At 40.2% G+C, this 17036-nt stretch carries 16 protein-coding genes; 13 read left to right on the top strand and 3 right to left on the bottom strand.

Translation table 11 applies throughout. The annotated features are described in order from the left end of the window. Positions 1-241: 241 nt before the first annotated feature. From NOS7107_RS23210 to NOS7107_RS23190, 6 genes are all read left to right on the top strand, one after another. A complete protein-coding gene (locus NOS7107_RS23210) occupies positions 242-655 on the top strand; it encodes a secondary thiamine-phosphate synthase enzyme YjbQ (RefSeq protein WP_015115374.1) in 414 nt (137 codons plus the stop codon). 227 nt (positions 656-882) lie between these two features. Further along, positions 883-1632 carry a hypothetical protein gene (locus NOS7107_RS23205; protein WP_015115373.1) on the top strand — a complete coding sequence of 250 codons (750 nt, stop codon included), beginning with the start codon at positions 883-885 and terminating at the stop codon, positions 1630-1632. Positions 1633-1707: 75 nt separating this feature from the next. After that, the gene (locus NOS7107_RS23200; protein ID WP_015115372.1) at positions 1708-2514 is read left to right on the top strand and encodes a Nif3-like dinuclear metal center hexameric protein; all 807 of its coding nucleotides are present in this window, start codon (positions 1708-1710) and stop codon (positions 2512-2514) included. A gap of 333 nt (positions 2515-2847) precedes the next feature. Beyond that, positions 2848-3063 carry a hypothetical protein gene (locus tag NOS7107_RS29515; RefSeq protein WP_015115371.1) on the top strand — a complete coding sequence of 72 codons (216 nt, stop codon included), beginning with the start codon at positions 2848-2850 and terminating at the stop codon, positions 3061-3063. A 186-nt stretch (positions 3064-3249) separates the two neighbouring features. Beyond that, positions 3250-3435: a hypothetical protein gene (locus NOS7107_RS28135; RefSeq protein WP_015115370.1), complete on the top strand. Its 186-nt coding sequence runs from the start codon at positions 3250-3252 to the stop codon at positions 3433-3435. Between the two features lie 177 nt (positions 3436-3612). Further along, positions 3613-3924 carry a DUF6679 family protein gene (locus NOS7107_RS23190; RefSeq protein ID WP_015115369.1) on the top strand — a complete coding sequence of 104 codons (312 nt, stop codon included), beginning with the start codon at positions 3613-3615 and terminating at the stop codon, positions 3922-3924. A 50-nt stretch (positions 3925-3974) separates the two neighbouring features. Here NOS7107_RS23190 and NOS7107_RS23185 read toward each other — a convergent pair whose 3' ends face one another. Further along, positions 3975-5645: an MBL fold metallo-hydrolase gene (locus NOS7107_RS23185; protein ID WP_015115368.1), complete on the bottom strand. Its 1671-nt coding sequence runs from the start codon at positions 5643-5645 to the stop codon at positions 3975-3977. Between the two features lie 875 nt (positions 5646-6520). Here NOS7107_RS23185 and NOS7107_RS23175 point away from each other — a divergent pair. The 4 genes from NOS7107_RS23175 (at position 6521) to NOS7107_RS23160 (ending at position 10265) form a co-directional block, all read left to right on the top strand. Continuing rightward, on the top strand, positions 6521-7123 hold the full coding sequence (locus tag NOS7107_RS23175) for a ParA family protein (protein WP_044501085.1): 603 nt from the start codon (positions 6521-6523) through the stop codon (positions 7121-7123). A gap of 155 nt (positions 7124-7278) precedes the next feature. Beyond that, positions 7279-7542 (top strand): hypothetical protein, encoded by a 264-nt coding sequence (locus tag NOS7107_RS23170; RefSeq protein WP_044501083.1) that lies wholly within the window; start codon positions 7279-7281, stop codon positions 7540-7542. A gap of 229 nt (positions 7543-7771) precedes the next feature. Beyond that, entirely contained in the window at positions 7772-8173 is a 402-nt protein-coding gene (locus NOS7107_RS23165; RefSeq protein ID WP_015115364.1) for a hypothetical protein, read from the top strand. After that, positions 8166-10265, top strand: a complete 2100-nt coding sequence (locus tag NOS7107_RS23160) for an SUMF1/EgtB/PvdO family nonheme iron enzyme (RefSeq protein ID WP_015115363.1) — start codon at positions 8166-8168, stop codon at positions 10263-10265. The genes NOS7107_RS23165 and NOS7107_RS23160 overlap by 8 nt, the downstream gene beginning before the upstream one ends. A 132-nt stretch (positions 10266-10397) precedes the next feature. Here NOS7107_RS23160 and NOS7107_RS23155 read toward each other — a convergent pair whose 3' ends face one another. Further along, positions 10398-10658: a type II toxin-antitoxin system ParD family antitoxin gene (locus NOS7107_RS23155; RefSeq protein ID WP_015115362.1), complete on the bottom strand. Its 261-nt coding sequence runs from the start codon at positions 10656-10658 to the stop codon at positions 10398-10400. Between the two features lie 223 nt (positions 10659-10881). Here NOS7107_RS23155 and NOS7107_RS23150 point away from each other — a divergent pair, with 223 nt between their 5' ends. After that, positions 10882-11514 (top strand): type I restriction endonuclease, encoded by a 633-nt coding sequence (locus NOS7107_RS23150; RefSeq protein WP_015115361.1) that lies wholly within the window; start codon positions 10882-10884, stop codon positions 11512-11514. 164 nt (positions 11515-11678) lie between these two features. On the opposite strand, the gene NOS7107_RS23145 is transcribed toward NOS7107_RS23150, so the two are convergent. Continuing rightward, entirely contained in the window at positions 11679-12257 is a 579-nt protein-coding gene (locus tag NOS7107_RS23145; protein ID WP_015115360.1) for a hypothetical protein, read from the bottom strand. A 157-nt stretch (positions 12258-12414) separates the two neighbouring features. On the opposite strand from NOS7107_RS23145, the gene NOS7107_RS23140 reads away from it, so the two are divergent. Next, positions 12415-13890 (top strand): integrase, encoded by a 1476-nt coding sequence (locus tag NOS7107_RS23140; RefSeq protein WP_015115359.1) that lies wholly within the window; start codon positions 12415-12417, stop codon positions 13888-13890. Positions 13891-14041: 151 nt separating this feature from the next. After that, the gene (locus tag NOS7107_RS23135) at positions 14042-17035 is read left to right on the top strand and encodes a PAS domain S-box protein (protein ID WP_015115358.1); all 2994 of its coding nucleotides are present in this window, start codon (positions 14042-14044) and stop codon (positions 17033-17035) included. Position 17036 lies beyond the last annotated feature (1 nt).

Genomic DNA, 17036 nt, shown 5'->3' with positions numbered 1-17036 from the left:
TAAAAATATTTGTAAACTTAATTTAGAAAATTATATAGTTATAAATTGCTGACAAATTTTAACCGATTAGTCAAAATCTGACTATAATTTTTGTGAGCGATCGCCATCACCCAATCAGCGAAAAAATATTTTATAATGCTCTCTACTATTCATTTAATAATATAGCTAAATTGTGGCTAAACTTTGCAGCCAATTGCCTAAGAAAGTCTATATTATTAGTGAATAGTCAATTAATCTACAGATGGTTCACTACCAAAAGCTACTGAGAGTTTCTACTACTGGCAAATCTTTTCACAATATTACTGCCAAAATTGAAGCGATAGTCTCTGAATCTGGCGTAGAAACTGGTCTTTGCACTTTATTTTTACGCCACACTTCCGCGAGTTTAGTCATCCAAGAAAATGCTGATCCAGATGTATTAGTAGATTTAGCTAACTTTATGGCTAAACTAGTCCCAGAATCCGGTGGATACATTCATGATGCGGAAGGGCCGGATGATATGCCAGCACATATCCGTTCAGCATTAACTCACACTTCTGAACATATACCTATTAATCGCGGTTATTTGGTATTGGGTACTTGGCAGGGAATTTATGTTTGGGAACACCGTCAACGCAGTCATGTGCGCGAGTTAGTTGTGCATATTTCTGGCTAATTGAAGTATAGCTGATGAGTGTTTATTCCTATTTTTACTTCATCCATAGACAAAAATTTTTCCAGCAGTTTAATTCTCCTAAATATTTCAAAATGTCCGCGAAAAAGCGGCTTTTTTATAAATATATAAATGTTAATATTATTTATATTTAGTTAATATTATTAGGAGTTTCGATATATAAGCCAATAAAATGAAATATATTATTGGCTGAGGCTAGTTGAATCTGTATGAAGCAAGACCTGCCTTCTACTTATAACTTTCAAATTATTGATGAATTTCTCTCCCAGCATTCAGTGAATCCTTTATCTCTTAATCCCCAAAAACAATTAATTACGAGCTTTGCGGAATTAGGAAATTTAATTGCGGAAGAAACAACAGATATTAAATTGATCTCAAATCTGCAAAATACATTGGAATGTATACTAGATGCTCAGTTAGAAAACTTTCCGGGAAATATTTTTTGGGATTGCGATTTTATGGCAAGTAGTATTTTGCAGCAAGCTATAGCAATGGGAGATGATGCTGTTGCATTTTTAAAGATTTTCACCAACAAAATGGTTACTCTCAGCAAGTTATTTGGAATTAATCAGGAAATACGCTTTTGTTATGTTCACGATTTTATTTATGGTTTTGACTGGGCAAGATGGGTTCAAAAAGAACCACACACTCGCGCTAATGTAGAGCCTTTCAGTCTGATTTTTTTAGATTATTTGCTGGCTAAATCCCAAGAACTTATACATCGTATTAGTCTTGATCAGGTGACATATTATAAGCTGTGTGACACTGGTTTTCGTAATCCCTTTCCTTTCTCCCGTAAACCAGAAGATGAATATCGTCTGCTAACTTATCTTGCGAGTGAAGGACTCATCCCCGTTACAGCTTGGAATTGGCATACTCAGCCTGTATGGAATCAACCTTTTCAGGAAATACGCCAGCAGTTAGCATTACAGTTGAATATTCAACCGCAAAAGCGCTGAAGAAGGCAGGGGGCAGGAGGCAGGAGGCAGAAGGTAAAATAGTTTCGGTTTTTTCTGAAATATTTTAGATTAATTATGAAAATTGTTGATTTAATAACCTGGTTTGAAGCATGGGCAAATCCAGCATGGAGTGAAAGCTGGGATAATTGTGGCTGGCAAGTTGAGCCTGGTGTTTTGCAGGAGTCGGCGCGGGTGTTAGTGTGTTTAACGCCGACTTTGGCGGTAATGGAGGAAGCGATCGCCAACAATGCTAATCTCATATTTGCCCATCATCCGTTAATTTTTGCTCCTCCTAAATCTTTCCGCCGAGGTGATGCAATATCCGAAATGGTACGGTCAGCTTTTACCCACAATATTGGTATATACACTGCTCATACTAATTTCGACCAAGTACAAGACGGTACGGCTGATGTTTTGGCGCAAATTCTCAATCTTCAAGAAGTTACGCCCATTGTACCGACTGTCTCCGGCTTGGGTTACGGACGGGTTGGTGTACTGGAAAAATTACTGACACTACAAGAGTTACTGGGAATAATTCAACAGCGACTCAAGCCCCCTGATTTGATTTTCTCCCCAACCGCTGATTTACAGCAAACAATTTCACGGGTGGCTGTTTTGGGTGGTTCCGGCGCGAGTTACATTTCGGTGGTGGTGAAAACGGGGGCGCAAGTTTATTTAACTTCTGATTGTAAATTTCATCAGTTTCAAGAAAGCCGCGATCGCGGTTTAATTTTAGTTGATGCTGGACATTACGCAACGGAACGCCCGGCTTGCGATCGCTTGTCACAAAAATTTATATCTTTAAATCTTGACTGGGTACAGTTGAGTCAACAGGATGAAGATTTCCGCCAATTTTGTATAGCAGGAGGCAGAATGCAGTAAGTAAAAGTCTTGCTATACCTGGCGTTCATGCTTTTTCAATGTCTTCACCTATACCAAGTATAGTTTTTAACGAATAAAATTTGGTTGCTTAGTATATTTTTTATTCAGTAATTATGATTAAATCATCCTAAAACTTAAAAAACTTTCTTTTGTTTGCCCTGGTTTATACGGACGACTAAGAAACCGGATATAACTGTGATCACGAAAAAGTGTGATTTAAATCACACTTTTCATGTAATTAAAATCATAAGTATCTACGTTTCATATCAATCAGTTTGAAAAATAAATATTCCACACTAGATATATTAAGTTGCTGATGATGGCCTAACTACAATGATTCGCGCACTCATTGAATCTGCTTTTCAAACTGGATATCTTAGTGTTGAATCTGAGGGTCTACTCCATCAAGTCCTAGCGACTAAATGCTATCAGTCTGACGACTTGGTGGCTTTGGCAGATCTGTATGATGCAGTGGCGGCAGGTAAAATCAAACGAGAGAGTTCTTCAGATCGCTTGATAAAATTTCTAACCCCATATAAATCTAGCTAAATTAGCCAATCTCTATACCTTTATAACCAGTTCTTAGAAATTGAGTGCCTCACTCCCCTCGTAAAAGCCTATAATTTAAGACTCATTAAGATGTTGTTGCTGAAAACAATGAAGGTCAGCAAAATAATGAGTTAAGATCAAATACACAGGGGTAAAAGTACAGCAGATTCCCCAGACTTCCCAGTAATGCCCATGACTACAAGTAGGCAACTTAAACAACCGCAATCACCGCTTGTTTTGGAGTATTTATTATTACATAATGATAGGAAAGACTCACCAGCAGCTGTTAAACTGGTTAGGACAAATCCCGGATTGTGTGACTTCTATGAAGTAGACATTCTCTCTTACAACCCTGAAAGAGATGAAGTTTAACGGGTGCAGTAGTTACTGGTTTATGACCCAAAATTTACATAAATTCAAAAGCAGGGTCACTAGACAAACTACATTCTTAGCCGTGAAACTTACTTTCTCTAGGGATGTAATCTATTGGGGTAAAACCCAAATTTTTTCAGGTTTAACGTACGTTGTTTAAAAAGGCAGAAGCAGTACATGCTACACCGCAAGATTTATCAACTGTGTTGCGATGGGCGGGAGGTATGTGTTTTCTTGCGGGACCAGCAACGCTGGATCGAACGCGCCCGCATCCTCGACATAGAGGGAGATTTGGTGACGCTACGCTATGAAACAGATGAGGAAGACGAAGTTTGTTCTTGGGAAGAAATGGTTCGCCTCGAAAGTATTGGCGCTGTCACTCAAAAGTTAGCTTCCGTACCACGGGGTAATGTCGAACCTCTCCTAACTGAAGATTGTCCTGAAGCTGAACGCATCCGTAACCATTTTACCGATTCCAATCCTGATTAAGTAAAAGCACAGTCCTAAGTCCTGGGTGGGTGAGATTAATCTCTCCTGACTCAGGACTCAGTTGTTGATATGCGTTCAAAAGCGGGACAATAACCTTCCAGAGTGACTTTAAAGTTATATAAGGGCGAAACAGGGTTCCAACAGCGCTGTCCTCTCTGGTGTCGACAAGTTCCACAGCAGTCAACATCTGATAAAGTATAGCGATCGCTATTTTGATTGAGTAATTCTCTTTGCGACAACCCCCGCAAGACAATTTCTTCTCCTTGCCAACGCGCTTCAATTAAGCCAGTATCGGCAAACTCCTGCCAACGTGGGTCTTCTGTAATTGCTTCTGGTAAGCTAATAGTGATGACTGTGGCTAATTCTGTCAGTTCACCTTCGTAGTTAGTCTCAGGTGCGGCTGGCTGGACAAATGTATCCCCAATCGGCATTTCGACTAAGGTGTTAGCCGCTGGCGAATGGATATGATAGCGGTTTTGTAATTCTTCTAAACTAGTGAGATCAGCTAGGTAAGCAGCCGAACCGTGGACAAATAAGACGTGCTGGGGACGCAAATTGTGAATTAATTGAGTTGTCCCTGGGCCGTCACTATGTTGGGCGAGAAGGTAGCTTTCTACTGTGCTGGGGGCTAAATATTGTTTGTTAATTTTTATATCAATTTTTTCGGGTACGAGAATCAGCCAAGGGCCTGTATTGGGCTGACAGTATTCACCTAAATCAGCGGTTGAGTCTGTGAGAATAATGCAGGGTGACTGTCCTACTACAGTGCGCCGTTCTGGCTGCAAACGCCGGACTCTCGGACGTACCCTTTCATCCCAAAACAAAGGTTGATGGCGGGCAAAGTTCTGTACGGATGGGGGAAGATAGGCAAGTAATTCTAGATAAGCATCACAACCTTTAGCTACGGTTCCATCCACCCAAATATCTAAATCTCGCCCGGTGAAGTGATGATGACTCCGCAGCAGCATTAGTAGTTCTTGTCCTAAACCTAATGCTGGTGTAGGGAGGATGACAGAATGATACTCTGCGATCGCCCGATTAATTCGTTCTGCTAGTTGATTTTCTTGGTTGCGGCGGTGGGGATGACGGGATGTGCCATAAGTACCTTCGATGATCAGCACATTTACATCTAATCCCCGCAATTCTTCTAAGCGCAAACCTTCTACTAGTCGGGAATTTGATAAGAAAAAGTCGCCTGTATATAGTACTTTGTAAGTGCGCTGCTCTGTTGTATAGGTGAGTAAAATTGCTACAGCCCCTGGTAAGTGTCCGGCGGGAAATAACTCTACTACTAAACCTTCTTGCAATTCTATAGGCGATCGCAATGGTAGAGCATGACACAACTGGGGAATTTCTGTGAGGTTTTGTTCTGGCCAATTTAATGGCAGTAACTTAGTAGTTACTTCACTTGCATAAATAGGTAAAAGTGGGAAAGCTTTGTGTAATGCCAACACACCTCTAGCATGATCTGGGTGAGCATGACTAATCAGTACCACATCTGCTGGTAAGGGTGAACTACCTCGTTTTGCCGACTTCGTTAGCCCCTTGTGCAAGGAAACAATGTTCTCCATTCCACAATCTAGCAGAATGCGATGCGGCCCCATTTTTACCAGTAAACATACACCCTCATCATTATGCTGGACACTATAAGGAAAACACTGTAATTCAACATTTGTTTCCTCCGTATCAAAGCGAGAGGATGCCGACAGATTATCCCTCATGCTTTCCCCCCTCCAACCTGATCATCATTTATGTATCGCAAAAGCTATGATTTTTGGAGATTTTGCTTTTGTGACATCGGGCTAAGTTTTGTCTTGCGCCCATATACCCTGATGTTGTGGATTTTTGATTGGAGAGAACGCCTTTGACAAACTTATACTGGTTCGTCAAAGTTGGGAATGATCTACCCTGAAACTTACAGTTAAAGGAACTGTTTTTTTGCTGTTGCACTACTAGTACAAAAAGGCAAAAGTAAAAAGTCAAAAGGAAAAAGAAAGAATAGTGATACCACAAGCCTTTTAGCAATTCCTTATGGTCTGTTTATTTACGCCGACCTGTACTAGTGTGCAGAGCCATTGCCATGATAGTTCTCTGAATCATAAAATCCATTTTTCGTGCCGAAAAATAGGCACGCAACAGTAAACACTACTGTTAATCCAACGAGGATCAGCTTTACATCCATTGTTTATACCCTCTCATAAAGACCTTCTTATCTTAATAGAATGATTCTACGGGCGGGCAGAATCACCAGAAAATCTTTACTATGCTTGGGTTGATGGTGCAGTAAGTAGATTTACTTTGATGAGACAGATTGTAGAACTTTTCGGTAAACCTGTCTATCTTTCAAAATCATCATTAGCAGGTTACAGGGATAGCAAAGCAGATTACTTAAAATTAAAAGTATAAAATAAATACATATCTCTCACTCTACTTATTTAATTTCGTAGTTATATATTTCATGTACTGAACATTTGTATATAAATATTTCATCAAATAAACATCTGTATGCTTAAACATTCAAGCATTTAACAAACATCTGAATATTTAGATGTTTAAATCGAGTAAAATCTTGGCATTATTTCCTGTTGAACATAAAATGATCATCACCGTAGCGGCATTTAAGGGGGGAGTTGGTAAGTCAACGACAGCGTTGCATTTAGCTACATACTTGCAAAACAAAGCTGACACACTATTGGTAGATGGAGATTTAAACCGTAGTGCTTTAGATTGGTCTAACCGGGGTTGTTTACCGTTTAAAGTTGCAGATGAAGCGCAAGCAGTGAGTTTAGCTAAACTCTATGAACATATAGTAATTGATACCCCAGCCAAACCGGATGCAGATGAATTAAAAACTCTAGCGAAAGGTTGTGATTTATTAGTTATACCAACTACACCAGATGCGATCGCACTAGCAGCCACAATTCAAATGGTAGATTCACTGAAAAAACTCAAAATAAAGTATCGAATTTTACTAACTATTATTCCCCCTTATCCTAATAAAGCGGGTGAAGAAGCGAGAACAACTCTACTGAATGCAGACTTACCTGTATTTCAAGCAGGAATCCGGCGTTTAGCTGTATTTCAACGGGCGGCTTTAGAAGGAGTTCCGGTGAATGCTGTTAAAGATTCTTACGCCCAAATTGCTTGGCGGTCTTACGCTGAGGCGGGAAAAGAAATATTAGAACTCTTGCACAAATAATTGAACAATCGGAATATATAATTTTCTGCGTTTTTCTTTGCGCCTTTGCGCCTACTCTTCGAGAACGACTTCGTCGAATGCGTGAGCTTTTAAATAATCTTGTCAGCAACACCAAAGTATTTATGCAAGAGGTCTATTGGAGTAAGTTAAAAGAAATGAATAACAAGAAAAAAACCAGCCGTTTTGATGATTTAATTGATGCTGCGCGTAGTCGTCAACTCAGAGATCAACTTCCAATTGTTGATGAAAAACCCACTTCGCGCACTAAAAGCACTGACCCAGATTATATCCGTACTACTATTTATTTGCCTAAACAATTACATCGGCAACTCAAGTCCGCCGCAGTTTCTCAAGAACGGCAAATGAGTGATATTGTGACGGAATTGATCGAACAATGGTTGTTAACTCAATCTGGTTAAGTTTAAAAAATATTAGGCGAATAGAATTCGCTACTAAACAGGCTAAGTCCACCTGCGTGGACTAATAACACAAAATACAAGTGTTCTAACCCGCGCAGGCGGGTTTTGTTTGTATAGCCGCGAATTCCATTCGTCGGGGATTATTGCTTACACCGCAAATTTACTCAAATCGCCCAAATAACCGATACAATCGTTTAAATAGACTCTAAATTATATTTAAGCGGTTTATATGGTAACTAAATCTCATGTGCAGGTGACTGTTTCCCTGGCTGAATTGGGTTTGGATGATCAAGAGTTGCAAGCCCAAGTACAGAATTTGCTCCCCCAGTTGCGCGAGGTGGATGGGGTGGAGGACGCAGATTTAGTTGCGGTTACGGATGTACCAGAAGGTTCTAAGGCGTTGGGGGGGTTTTTGTTGGGGTTGTTGAATGCAGAGGTTAATGCCAAAAATCTGAAATCTTTGTTTGGGTTTCTGGGCGATCGCTTTGGTAACAAACCAATTAAGCTGGTGGTGAAAGCACCTGATGGTAGAGAACTCAACCTAGAAGCCAGCAGCCGCGAAGAATTTGACTTTGCTTACCAAAAAGCCCAGGAATTTCTCAATAATCAATCAAATAGCAACAATGGCTAAGGTAGCACTGCTAATTGGAATTAGTGAGTATGAACCAGGATTAACGCCGCTACCCAAGGCTGTGAATGATGTTGAGGCGATGCAGCGAGTGTTAGAGAACCCGGAAATGGGTGATTTTGATGATGTCAAAACGCTGAAAAATCCTCAACGGCTGGAGATGGAAAGAGAAATTTATAACTTGTATGCTAATCGTGAAAAAGAAGATTTAGTGCTGTTGTATTTTTCTGGTCATGGTGTAGTGGTAGAAAATGGCGACTTTTACTTTTCGACTTGCGAAACTCAAAAAAGTCAAAATAAACTGCTTCCATATACAGCCTTAGCCGCCACAAGTGTACACCGATGGATGAATGAGAGTAAATCTAAGCGCAGGGTAGTAATTTTAGATTGCTGCTTTAGTGGTGCTTTTGCCAAAGGTTTGACAGCAAAAGATAGTGGTACGATTGACCTGCAACAGCAATTAGGCGGTGAAGGAACAGCAATTCTCACGGCTTCCACTTCTACACAATATGCGTTTGAGTCTGATGAATTAGATTTGTCGATTTATACTCAATATTTAGTAGAAGGGATAGAAAAAGGTGCAGCCGATCAAGATGGTGATGGTTTAATTGCGGTGGATGAGTTGCATGACTACGCCAAAACCAAAGTCCAAGAAGCATCTCCCGCGATGACACCAGAATTTTATCCTTTTAAAGATGGTTTTCGGATTTTTCTGGCGAAGTCACCCAAGGATGATCCTAGGCTGAAGTATCGTAAGGAAGTGGAACAACGCATTTATCGCGGTAAGTTTTCTCTTCCTGCTCGTCGGCTGTTAAACTCCTTACGTGTCCAGTTCAAGCTTGACTCTGATGTGGCTGATGCAATTGAAGCGGAAGTTCAAAAACCATATCTGGAGTATCAGCGTAAGTTAGAAGAGTATGAAGCAACGTTGGTTGAAACAGTGGAAAGTGAACCAACCTTGAGTGAAAGAACGCTCAACGATTTAAGAGATTATCAGCAACATTTAGGTTTGCGGGATGAAGATGTCGCACCGATAGAACAAAAGATAATTGGACAACCAAAACCGCCTGTATCTGCGGAAGAATTACCTGACGCGGCGTATCCCTCAAACCTAACCCCCAACCCCTTCCCTACCAGGGAAGGGGAGCAAGATTCAAAGCCTCTCTCCGCTGCGGGGAGAGGTTTGGAGAGGGATTCTGCGTTATCTGAACCCACTCCACCCAATCAATTTGAGTTTGAAATAGTGAAGGTAGACGCTAAAGGACAAATCATCAACCGTAGTCAGGGACGCGCCGAGTTTTTTGCTGAAGACTTGGGTAATGGTGTAGTTCTAGAGATGGTGTCAATTCCTGGTGGTACATTCCTCATGGGTTCGCCAGAGAGAGAGGAAGGACGATATGACGATGAAAGTCCACAGCATAACGTCACTGTTCCATCCTTTTTTATGGGGAAATTTCCCGTTACTCAAGCTCAATGGCAAGCCGTTGCGGCTCTTGATCAGGTAAATATTGATTTAAATCCCCACCCATCCCATTTTAAGGGTTCTAACCGCCCTGTAGAATGTGTTTCTTGGGATGATGCGGTGGAGTTTTGCGATCGACTGTCGAAAAAGACTGGTAAGATATACCGTTTATCCAGTGAGGCGGAATGGGAATATGCTTGTCGGGCGGGAACAACTACGCCGTTTTATTTTGGTGAAACGATAACCACAGATTTAGCGAATTACCGAGGAACAGACTGGGAATATAAAGGAACAACCTACGCAGGTAATTATGGTCAAGGGCTAAAGGGTGAATATCGAGAAAAAACAACCGATGTCGGGAAATTTCCTGCTAACCCCTTTGGTTTATTTGATATGTGTGGTAATGTATTGGAATGGTGTCAGGATGAGTGGCACAAAAATTATAATAATGCGCCAACTGATGGCAGTGCATGGCTGAGTGAGAATGATAATCAAAATCGGCTACTGCGGGGCGGTTCCTGGGGCAACGATCCTGAGAACTGCCGTTCTGCGTTTCGCGACGACGACACGCGCGACAACCACTACTACTATCTCGGTTTTCGGGTTGTGTGTGCCGTCGGGAGGACTTTTTAACCCTTTATACTCTTCCCCTTTAGCCCTCTGCCCTATTTTCTTTACACTTCTTTACGTTTCGCGCTCTGCGCGATCAAATTTTTTGAGTTTTTTGGATGAGTAACTTAATAATACAGAAAACCTACGATTTAATCAAGTGGTATGTGCCAAGGGTAATTTCTCTTCTAGTCGCGCCATTACCACTTGACCATCTAATACATCTCCATGTTCGATAGAAGCAAGTCCAGCAGCTAGTTTTTGCTGAGTTTCTTCTTCCCATTCCTGATAACCCTTTTCCCATTCTTCCAGTAGTTTCAAAGCTTTAATAATCACATCTTCAGCGTTTTCATATCTACCTGTAGCAATTCGGTTTTGAATAAATTGCTCATATTCTGCTTTGAGTTGGATGTTCATAATTTTTAGCAGTTAATTCAGGTGTTATCTAGCCACATTCTAGCCAGACTACTATTTTAGAATGAGCGATCGCACATTATTCACATCTTGCACCTAGCCCCAACGAATGGAAGCCTGGGATCTAAGCCTTAAGGCGATAATATACGAAGTGGGCGATCGCTCTAATCATTTTTCACTTATGCAGGAGAGATAGGCTGATGAATCATGCTGAGGTGAAGCAAGAATGACACAGGTAACAGCAATCACAGATGCAATTACCAGTTTGAGAGAAGCAGAAACCCGCTTTGGTTTAGTTCGCATTGAGTCAGAGGAATTTTTTCCAGAGTGGAAGAGTGAATTACCGCAAATTACGGAAACAGACAAAGCTTCCCTGGATGTACTGCGTCGCAGATATCTCTACCACCGTGGTGAAGGTGATTTGTTAGAAGGAACAGTGATGTTACTAGTGGTATCGCCATTGCTGGCGCTGTCTGGATTTTATGACCCTCCATTCAGAATTAAAGCAGAATCATCTGTAGATTTAATATTGAATGATGGGGAAGAAGTGCTGCGTGGCAGAATTGATGTTTTGGTACTACAAAATCAGTTGTGGGCGATGGTGGTAGAATCCAAAAAAACCACACTTTCGATTTGGTCGGCTGTACCCCAAGCCTTAGCTTATCTCATGGCTAATCCTCACATTGATAAACCTGTGTTTGGGATGGTGACAAATGGGGATGATGTTTTGTTTATCAAAGTCAAGCGAGAAGCAGGTACGCCACAATACGATTTGTCACGGGTGTTTGCTTTGTTGACATCTGCCAGGGAACTGTATAATATTGGGCAAATTCTTAAGGGTATTGGTCAGGTAATTTGATTATCCTGGCAAAACTTGAGCCACAGTTAATTTTAAGTCAGGAAATATTGGTGGTGCGATCGCATTATCCCCCATATATACCTGCTCATTCCAATACGGGCAAAATTCACCCACCCGAATAACAGATTTTTGATAGTTGGGAAGTAGGACAGAATCACCAATAACTAAAGGACAATTTCTTCGCCTTTCTCGGTAAAGCGCACGTCTTTAATCTTCCATTGCGAGTTACTCATTAAAGTTTTGCGGACACTCCCGAATAAAGCAAACTGTTCGCAGCTAGAAAGGGAAGCTATTTGGCGCTTAGATTGAGGAGATAAGCGCAAGTCAACGGTAGCAACGCCATTTTTGATATTCACGCGATAACCAGACAAACTAAAGTCACCGGTGTCTCTTCCCTCAACAATTTTACCAACTGCGCCGGCTACAGGTTCGGTGGCTGGTACTTCCACCTTTTGGGGAAGCAGTTCTTGACATTGGGTATCGCTGGTGTAGAGGGTAACGTTGACAGTTTTATTTGTCTCAGCTTTGGGTGCTGCTTCCAATGGCTCAATTTTTGTATTTCTGGCTCGTAGTTGCGCCATACTAGGGCTTTGGCTAGGCGTTGGGGCGGGATTAGTGGTGGCGATGGGTGCTGGGGCTTGGTCGTCAATTTTGTTAGATGTGGGTGTAGGATTAGAACTACAACTGCCAAGACTGGCTGCGATCGCCACAACAACAAATGGTAATAAATATCTAGGAATCATAGTTGTACTGCCATACTTTCTCTTTTAACTTCAGTGTCCTGAATATCAATTCCGTATAAATTGGCAAATTTTGCATCAACTAATTATTCTGGCTTTACTTCTTGACTGTGATTAGCTATCTTCAAAACCAAGACTAATGCAATCTAATTAAATCATCATGCCCAGTAACGCAACCAGCGCCTACGACCCCCGTAAAGCCGAATGGGATGGTATAAAAATTGATCAATGGGAAGCATCTAAATGGAAACAATGGAAAGCAAAACACCCTGTATCTGATGAATTTGCCAAGATAGAACGAGAATATTTAAGAATCAAATTTTCTCTTCAGCAAGCTAACTCTGCATTAAGTCTAGAAAAGGTCAAAGTTAAACTTAAATTAACCAGTCATAAAACCATCGGTTTGCAAGGGACATTTCCTTGTAGACTGGGCGATATTGGTAAACAAGGCAGTCCTAATAAACAATATACCATTTCCTGCGGTTTTGCTGCTAATGATACTGGCTTGAAAATGGCAGTTTTAAAAGCGCGAGAATTAGACTTATTATTAATCACTAAACAATTTCAATGGACTCCTGAATTACTGGGTAAACAAGCCCAAAAAATCGAACTGCCAGACACAGCAAAATCCACCAAACTCATCAGTGAATTAATTCAAGAATATGAGCGCCAATTTTGGAAAACTCACGAACAAAATAGGCAAGGAATCCGTACTTGGGAAACTCATTATCTGCGCCATCTGAAAAAATTACCGCCAGATATGATCATGTCTGCTCAAGCATTAGAAGTGGCGTTGGAGAAAACTAAACCTCATACCTCATCTCGCTTTTTTTTGGTTTGGCAATTGAAAAAGTTTTGTGAATTTTGTGGAATTACCAACTTTGCCACAATTTATAGTTACGCTACACCTAAACCCAACCCAACGATTCGCAAAGTCCCAACTGATGAAGAAATTATTCAAGGATTTAGCAAAATTGGTACTCCGTTATCAATATATGCTAGTAAAGATAACTTGACAGAACCAGAACAATGGCAATGGGCTTATGGAATGTTAGCGACTTATGGGTTAAGACCCCATGAGTTATTTGCTGTTGATATAGATGCTTTTATAGACGCAGCCAACACCTTTCATTTAGTGACATTAAACCCTACTTTAACTGAAGGTACTAAAACAGGTGAACGCAGTTGTGGAATTCCCCCCATCCATCCCCATTGGATAGAATTATTTGATTTAAAAAAGATTAAATTGCCTTATAATGCCGGAACTTTGAGTAATAAAACGGCAAAACTGCAAGTTAAATTTAGAACTGCTGACATCGGATTTAGACCTTATGATTTACGCCATGCCTATGCAATTCGTGGTCATCGCTTAAGAGTTCCGATTAAAACGATGGCTGATTACATGGGGCATACAGTACAGGAGCATACTAAAACTTATCAACGCTGGATGAATGAAGATGCAAATTTAGCTATTTATAAAGAAGTTGTTATTCATCGTCAAGGTACAACTAAAGAAGCTTTACAAGATAGAATTAAAGAATTAGAAGCAGAAAATATGGCTTTAAAAGCTGAAAATGCCACTCTCAAAGGTTTATTGATTAAACATCAATTAGGTGAGTTGCTCAATCATTTGTGAATAATAAAGATACCCGACTTCTTTAATAAGTCGAGTATCTGAACATCTCTTTATAGTAAATTTTATTGCGGCTATGGTTCTTGTTTGTCTGAGATTGGGAAACATATAACTTAAGTTCACTTCAGTTCCCCAATAGGCAAATAATAAAACTATGGCTGGCAACCTGATTACTGTAAATAAAAATACTTACGACTCTCTGCAAACAGAACTCATGGAGTTGCGTCAGGTAGTTGCCCAGTTTCAACACGCCGATTTATATAGAAACTCAGTGGAAATTGCACTCAAACAACTAAATCAGCAATTAGAGGAATGCACCGCAGCTTTACGCCAGAGTGAAGCTAGATTCCAGAAGTTGGCAGATAACGTCCCCGGAATGCTGTATGAATTTCGGCTTGATCCTGATGGTACTATGTCTTTCCCCTTTGTTTCTTCGGGATGCCGAGAAGTTTTAGGGCTAGAACCAGAAAAAGTTGAAGAAGATGCGACTGTGGGATTTGCTAATGTTCACCCTGATGATTTGTCTGGGTTGCAAGCGGCAATTATGCAATCTGCCCAAACTCTGCAAAGGTTTGAATATGAGTGGCGTGTAGGAAATACCTCTGGTAAACAAGGATGGGTGCGTGGTGTATCTCGACCAGAACTGCAAGCAGACGGAGCAATTATCTGGTATGGTTACTTGGCTGATATTAGTAAACGCAAACAAACTGAAAAACAATTTAAAGAACAGGCACAGTTTTTGCAAAGTATCTGGGAAGGTGTAGACTATGGTATCTATGTTTTAGATATCTTAGATGGCGGTACAGAGTTTCGTTTCGTTAAATTTAATCCTGCCATTCTCAACCTTAGCCCGATACCCCTGGAACCTTTTGTTGGCAAAACAATGGCAGAAGGACTATCTGCTGATGTGGCAAATCATTATCGCCAACGCTACAGAGAATGTATCCAATCTCGCAAGAGTGTATTTTTTGAAGAACCTATTTTACGTGATGAACAAGAAATGTGGTGGTTGTCTAATGTCACACCTCTTTTTGACAGTTCCGCTAATATTTATCAACTAGTTGTTACTGTTGCAGACATCACAGAACGTAAACAAGCTGAAAAAGAACGCCAACTCTTCGTTTCCTTAATTGAAAATAGCAGTGACTTTATTGGCTGTGCTGACTTAGCAGGAAAACCTATTTTTTTAAATGAAGCCGGACGAAAGCTAGTGGGATTAGGTAATCAAGGTTTTAGTGAAGACTTAAAAGTTGATCAATTCTTTTGTCTAGAAGACAGAGAAGATATCCACAAACGGCTTATTCCTGCGGTAATGGAACATGGTGTCTGGCAAGAAGAACATCGTTTCCGACACTTTCAAACAGAAGAACCCATCCCTGTTGATTACAATATGTTCGTAATCAACAACCCTGAGACTGGTGAACCTTGGTGTATGGCAACGATTACGCGTGATATCCGCGATCGCAAACAAGCAGAAGCCCAATTACAAGAACAAGAACAATTTTTACGCACTATTTACGATGGATTTCCTCACTTCATCTTCGTGGTTAATGTTCTCGAAAATGGTGAATTTCGTTTTGCTGGGTGCAACTCAGCAGCAGAAAAAATCGTTGGGATTAATCATGAAAAGATTGTGGGTAAAACTCCAAAAGAATTACATGGTGAAGTTGACGGTGCTGCCATAACTCAACGTTATCAAAGCTGTGTAGATGCTGGTGATAATATCAATTATGAGGAGTGTTTAACTTTTGATGGTGAAGAAACTTGGTGGTTCACTACTTTAAACCCTTTGAAAAATAGTCAAGGTAGAATTTATCGCATTGTCGGTTCAACTTTGAATATTACAGCCCGCAAAAAGGCAGAAGCCGAACTTCAAGCCAGTCAACACTTTATTCAACGTATCGCTGATTCTTCTCCTAATATTCTCTACATTTTTGATTTAGAAGAACAGCGCAATGTTTATGCAAATCAAGAAATTGCGATTATTTTTGGCTACTCTGTCGAAACAATTCAAGAAATGGGAGAAAATGTGCTGCCAAACATTATACATCCAGATGATTTAGCAATTCTAATAAATAATCATACAAAATTACTGACTGCCAATGATGGAGATATTTTTGAATCTGAATTCCGGTTAAGAACCGTAAATGATGAATGGCGTTGGTTATACAGCCGAGAAACGCCCTTTAACCGGAATGCTGATGGTGTAGTTAAGCAAATATTAGGTGTATCAACTGATATTACTGAACGCAAGCAAGCTCAGATTGAATTACAAGAACAAGCCAGAAATTTAGAAAATACTTTATCAGAACTCCAACGGACTCAATCTCAACTTATTCAAAGTGAGAAAATGTCTTCTTTAGGTAATATGGTTGCAGGTGTCGCCCATGAAATTAATAATCCAGTGAATTTTATTCACGGTAATTTGATTCCAGCCAGTGAATATACTAAAGATTTGTTAGGACTAGTAGAACTTTATCAACAATATTTTCCTGAGCCTCCCGCAGAAATTCAAGCAGAAATAGCAGATATTGATTTAGAATTTCTCAAAACTGATTTAGTTAAACTACTTCAGTCTATGCAAATAGGAACTCAACGCATCCGTGAGATTGTATTATCTTTACGGAATTTCTCACGTTTGGATGAAGCTGAATTCAAACAAGTAGATATTCACGAAGGTATAGAAAGTACTTTAATGATTCTACATAACCGTCTCAAATGTAAACAAGATCATCCAGAGATTGAGGTTATTAAGAAATATGGTAAGTTACCATTAATTGAGTGTTATCCTGGTCAACTCAATCAGGTATTCATGAATATTTTGAGTAATGCTATTGATGCTTTAGATGATGCGTTTGTTGGCGAACAGGGAGAAATTTGTATCCGCACGGAACTTATTAATAGTAACCGTATCGCTATCCGTATATCAGATAATGGTATGGGAATTAATCAACATACGATTGCTAAACTTTTTGACCCTTTCTTTACTACTAAAGATGTCGGTAAGGGTACAGGATTAGGTCTATCAATTAGTTATCAAATTGTGGTAGATAGACATGGTGGAAAATTATATTGCAACTCAGCACCCAAAAAAGGGGCAGAATTTGTGATTGAAATTCCCGTTATCCAACCAGAAAGCCGCAAATAAT

The organism is Nostoc sp. PCC 7107, from assembly GCF_000316625.1.
Lineage (GTDB): Bacteria > Cyanobacteriota > Cyanobacteriia > Cyanobacteriales > Nostocaceae > Nostoc_B.
The sequence above is the reverse complement of the archived record's forward strand: the minus strand, read 5'-3'. Positions and strand labels throughout refer to the sequence as shown.

What these genes read in the sequence shown, in the direction of transcription:
- NOS7107_RS23210 (WP_015115374.1), top strand. Translation starts at nt 242, where the DNA reads ATGGTTCACTACCAAAAGCTACTGAGAGTTTCTACTACTGGCAAATCT.
- NOS7107_RS23205 (WP_015115373.1), top strand. Translation starts at nt 883, where the DNA reads ATGAAGCAAGACCTGCCTTCTACTTATAACTTTCAAATTATTGATGAA.
- NOS7107_RS23200 (WP_015115372.1), top strand. Translation starts at nt 1,708, where the DNA reads ATGAAAATTGTTGATTTAATAACCTGGTTTGAAGCATGGGCAAATCCA.
- NOS7107_RS29515 (WP_015115371.1), top strand. Translation starts at nt 2,848, where the DNA reads ATGATTCGCGCACTCATTGAATCTGCTTTTCAAACTGGATATCTTAGT.
- NOS7107_RS28135 (WP_015115370.1), top strand. Translation starts at nt 3,250, where the DNA reads ATGCCCATGACTACAAGTAGGCAACTTAAACAACCGCAATCACCGCTT.
- NOS7107_RS23190 (WP_015115369.1), top strand. Translation starts at nt 3,613, where the DNA reads ATGCTACACCGCAAGATTTATCAACTGTGTTGCGATGGGCGGGAGGTA.
- NOS7107_RS23185 (WP_015115368.1), bottom strand. Translation starts at nt 5,645, where the DNA reads ATGAGGGATAATCTGTCGGCATCCTCTCGCTTTGATACGGAGGAAACA.
- NOS7107_RS23175 (WP_044501085.1), top strand. Translation starts at nt 6,521, where the DNA reads ATGATCATCACCGTAGCGGCATTTAAGGGGGGAGTTGGTAAGTCAACG.
- NOS7107_RS23170 (WP_044501083.1), top strand. Translation starts at nt 7,279, where the DNA reads ATGAATAACAAGAAAAAAACCAGCCGTTTTGATGATTTAATTGATGCT.
- NOS7107_RS23165 (WP_015115364.1), top strand. Translation starts at nt 7,772, where the DNA reads ATGGTAACTAAATCTCATGTGCAGGTGACTGTTTCCCTGGCTGAATTG.
- NOS7107_RS23160 (WP_015115363.1), top strand. Translation starts at nt 8,166, where the DNA reads ATGGCTAAGGTAGCACTGCTAATTGGAATTAGTGAGTATGAACCAGGA.
- NOS7107_RS23155 (WP_015115362.1), bottom strand. Translation starts at nt 10,658, where the DNA reads ATGAACATCCAACTCAAAGCAGAATATGAGCAATTTATTCAAAACCGA.
- NOS7107_RS23150 (WP_015115361.1), top strand. Translation starts at nt 10,882, where the DNA reads ATGACACAGGTAACAGCAATCACAGATGCAATTACCAGTTTGAGAGAA.
- NOS7107_RS23145 (WP_015115360.1), bottom strand. Translation starts at nt 12,257, where the DNA reads ATGATTCCTAGATATTTATTACCATTTGTTGTTGTGGCGATCGCAGCC.
- NOS7107_RS23140 (WP_015115359.1), top strand. Translation starts at nt 12,415, where the DNA reads ATGCCCAGTAACGCAACCAGCGCCTACGACCCCCGTAAAGCCGAATGG.
- NOS7107_RS23135 (WP_015115358.1), top strand. Translation starts at nt 14,042, where the DNA reads ATGGCTGGCAACCTGATTACTGTAAATAAAAATACTTACGACTCTCTG.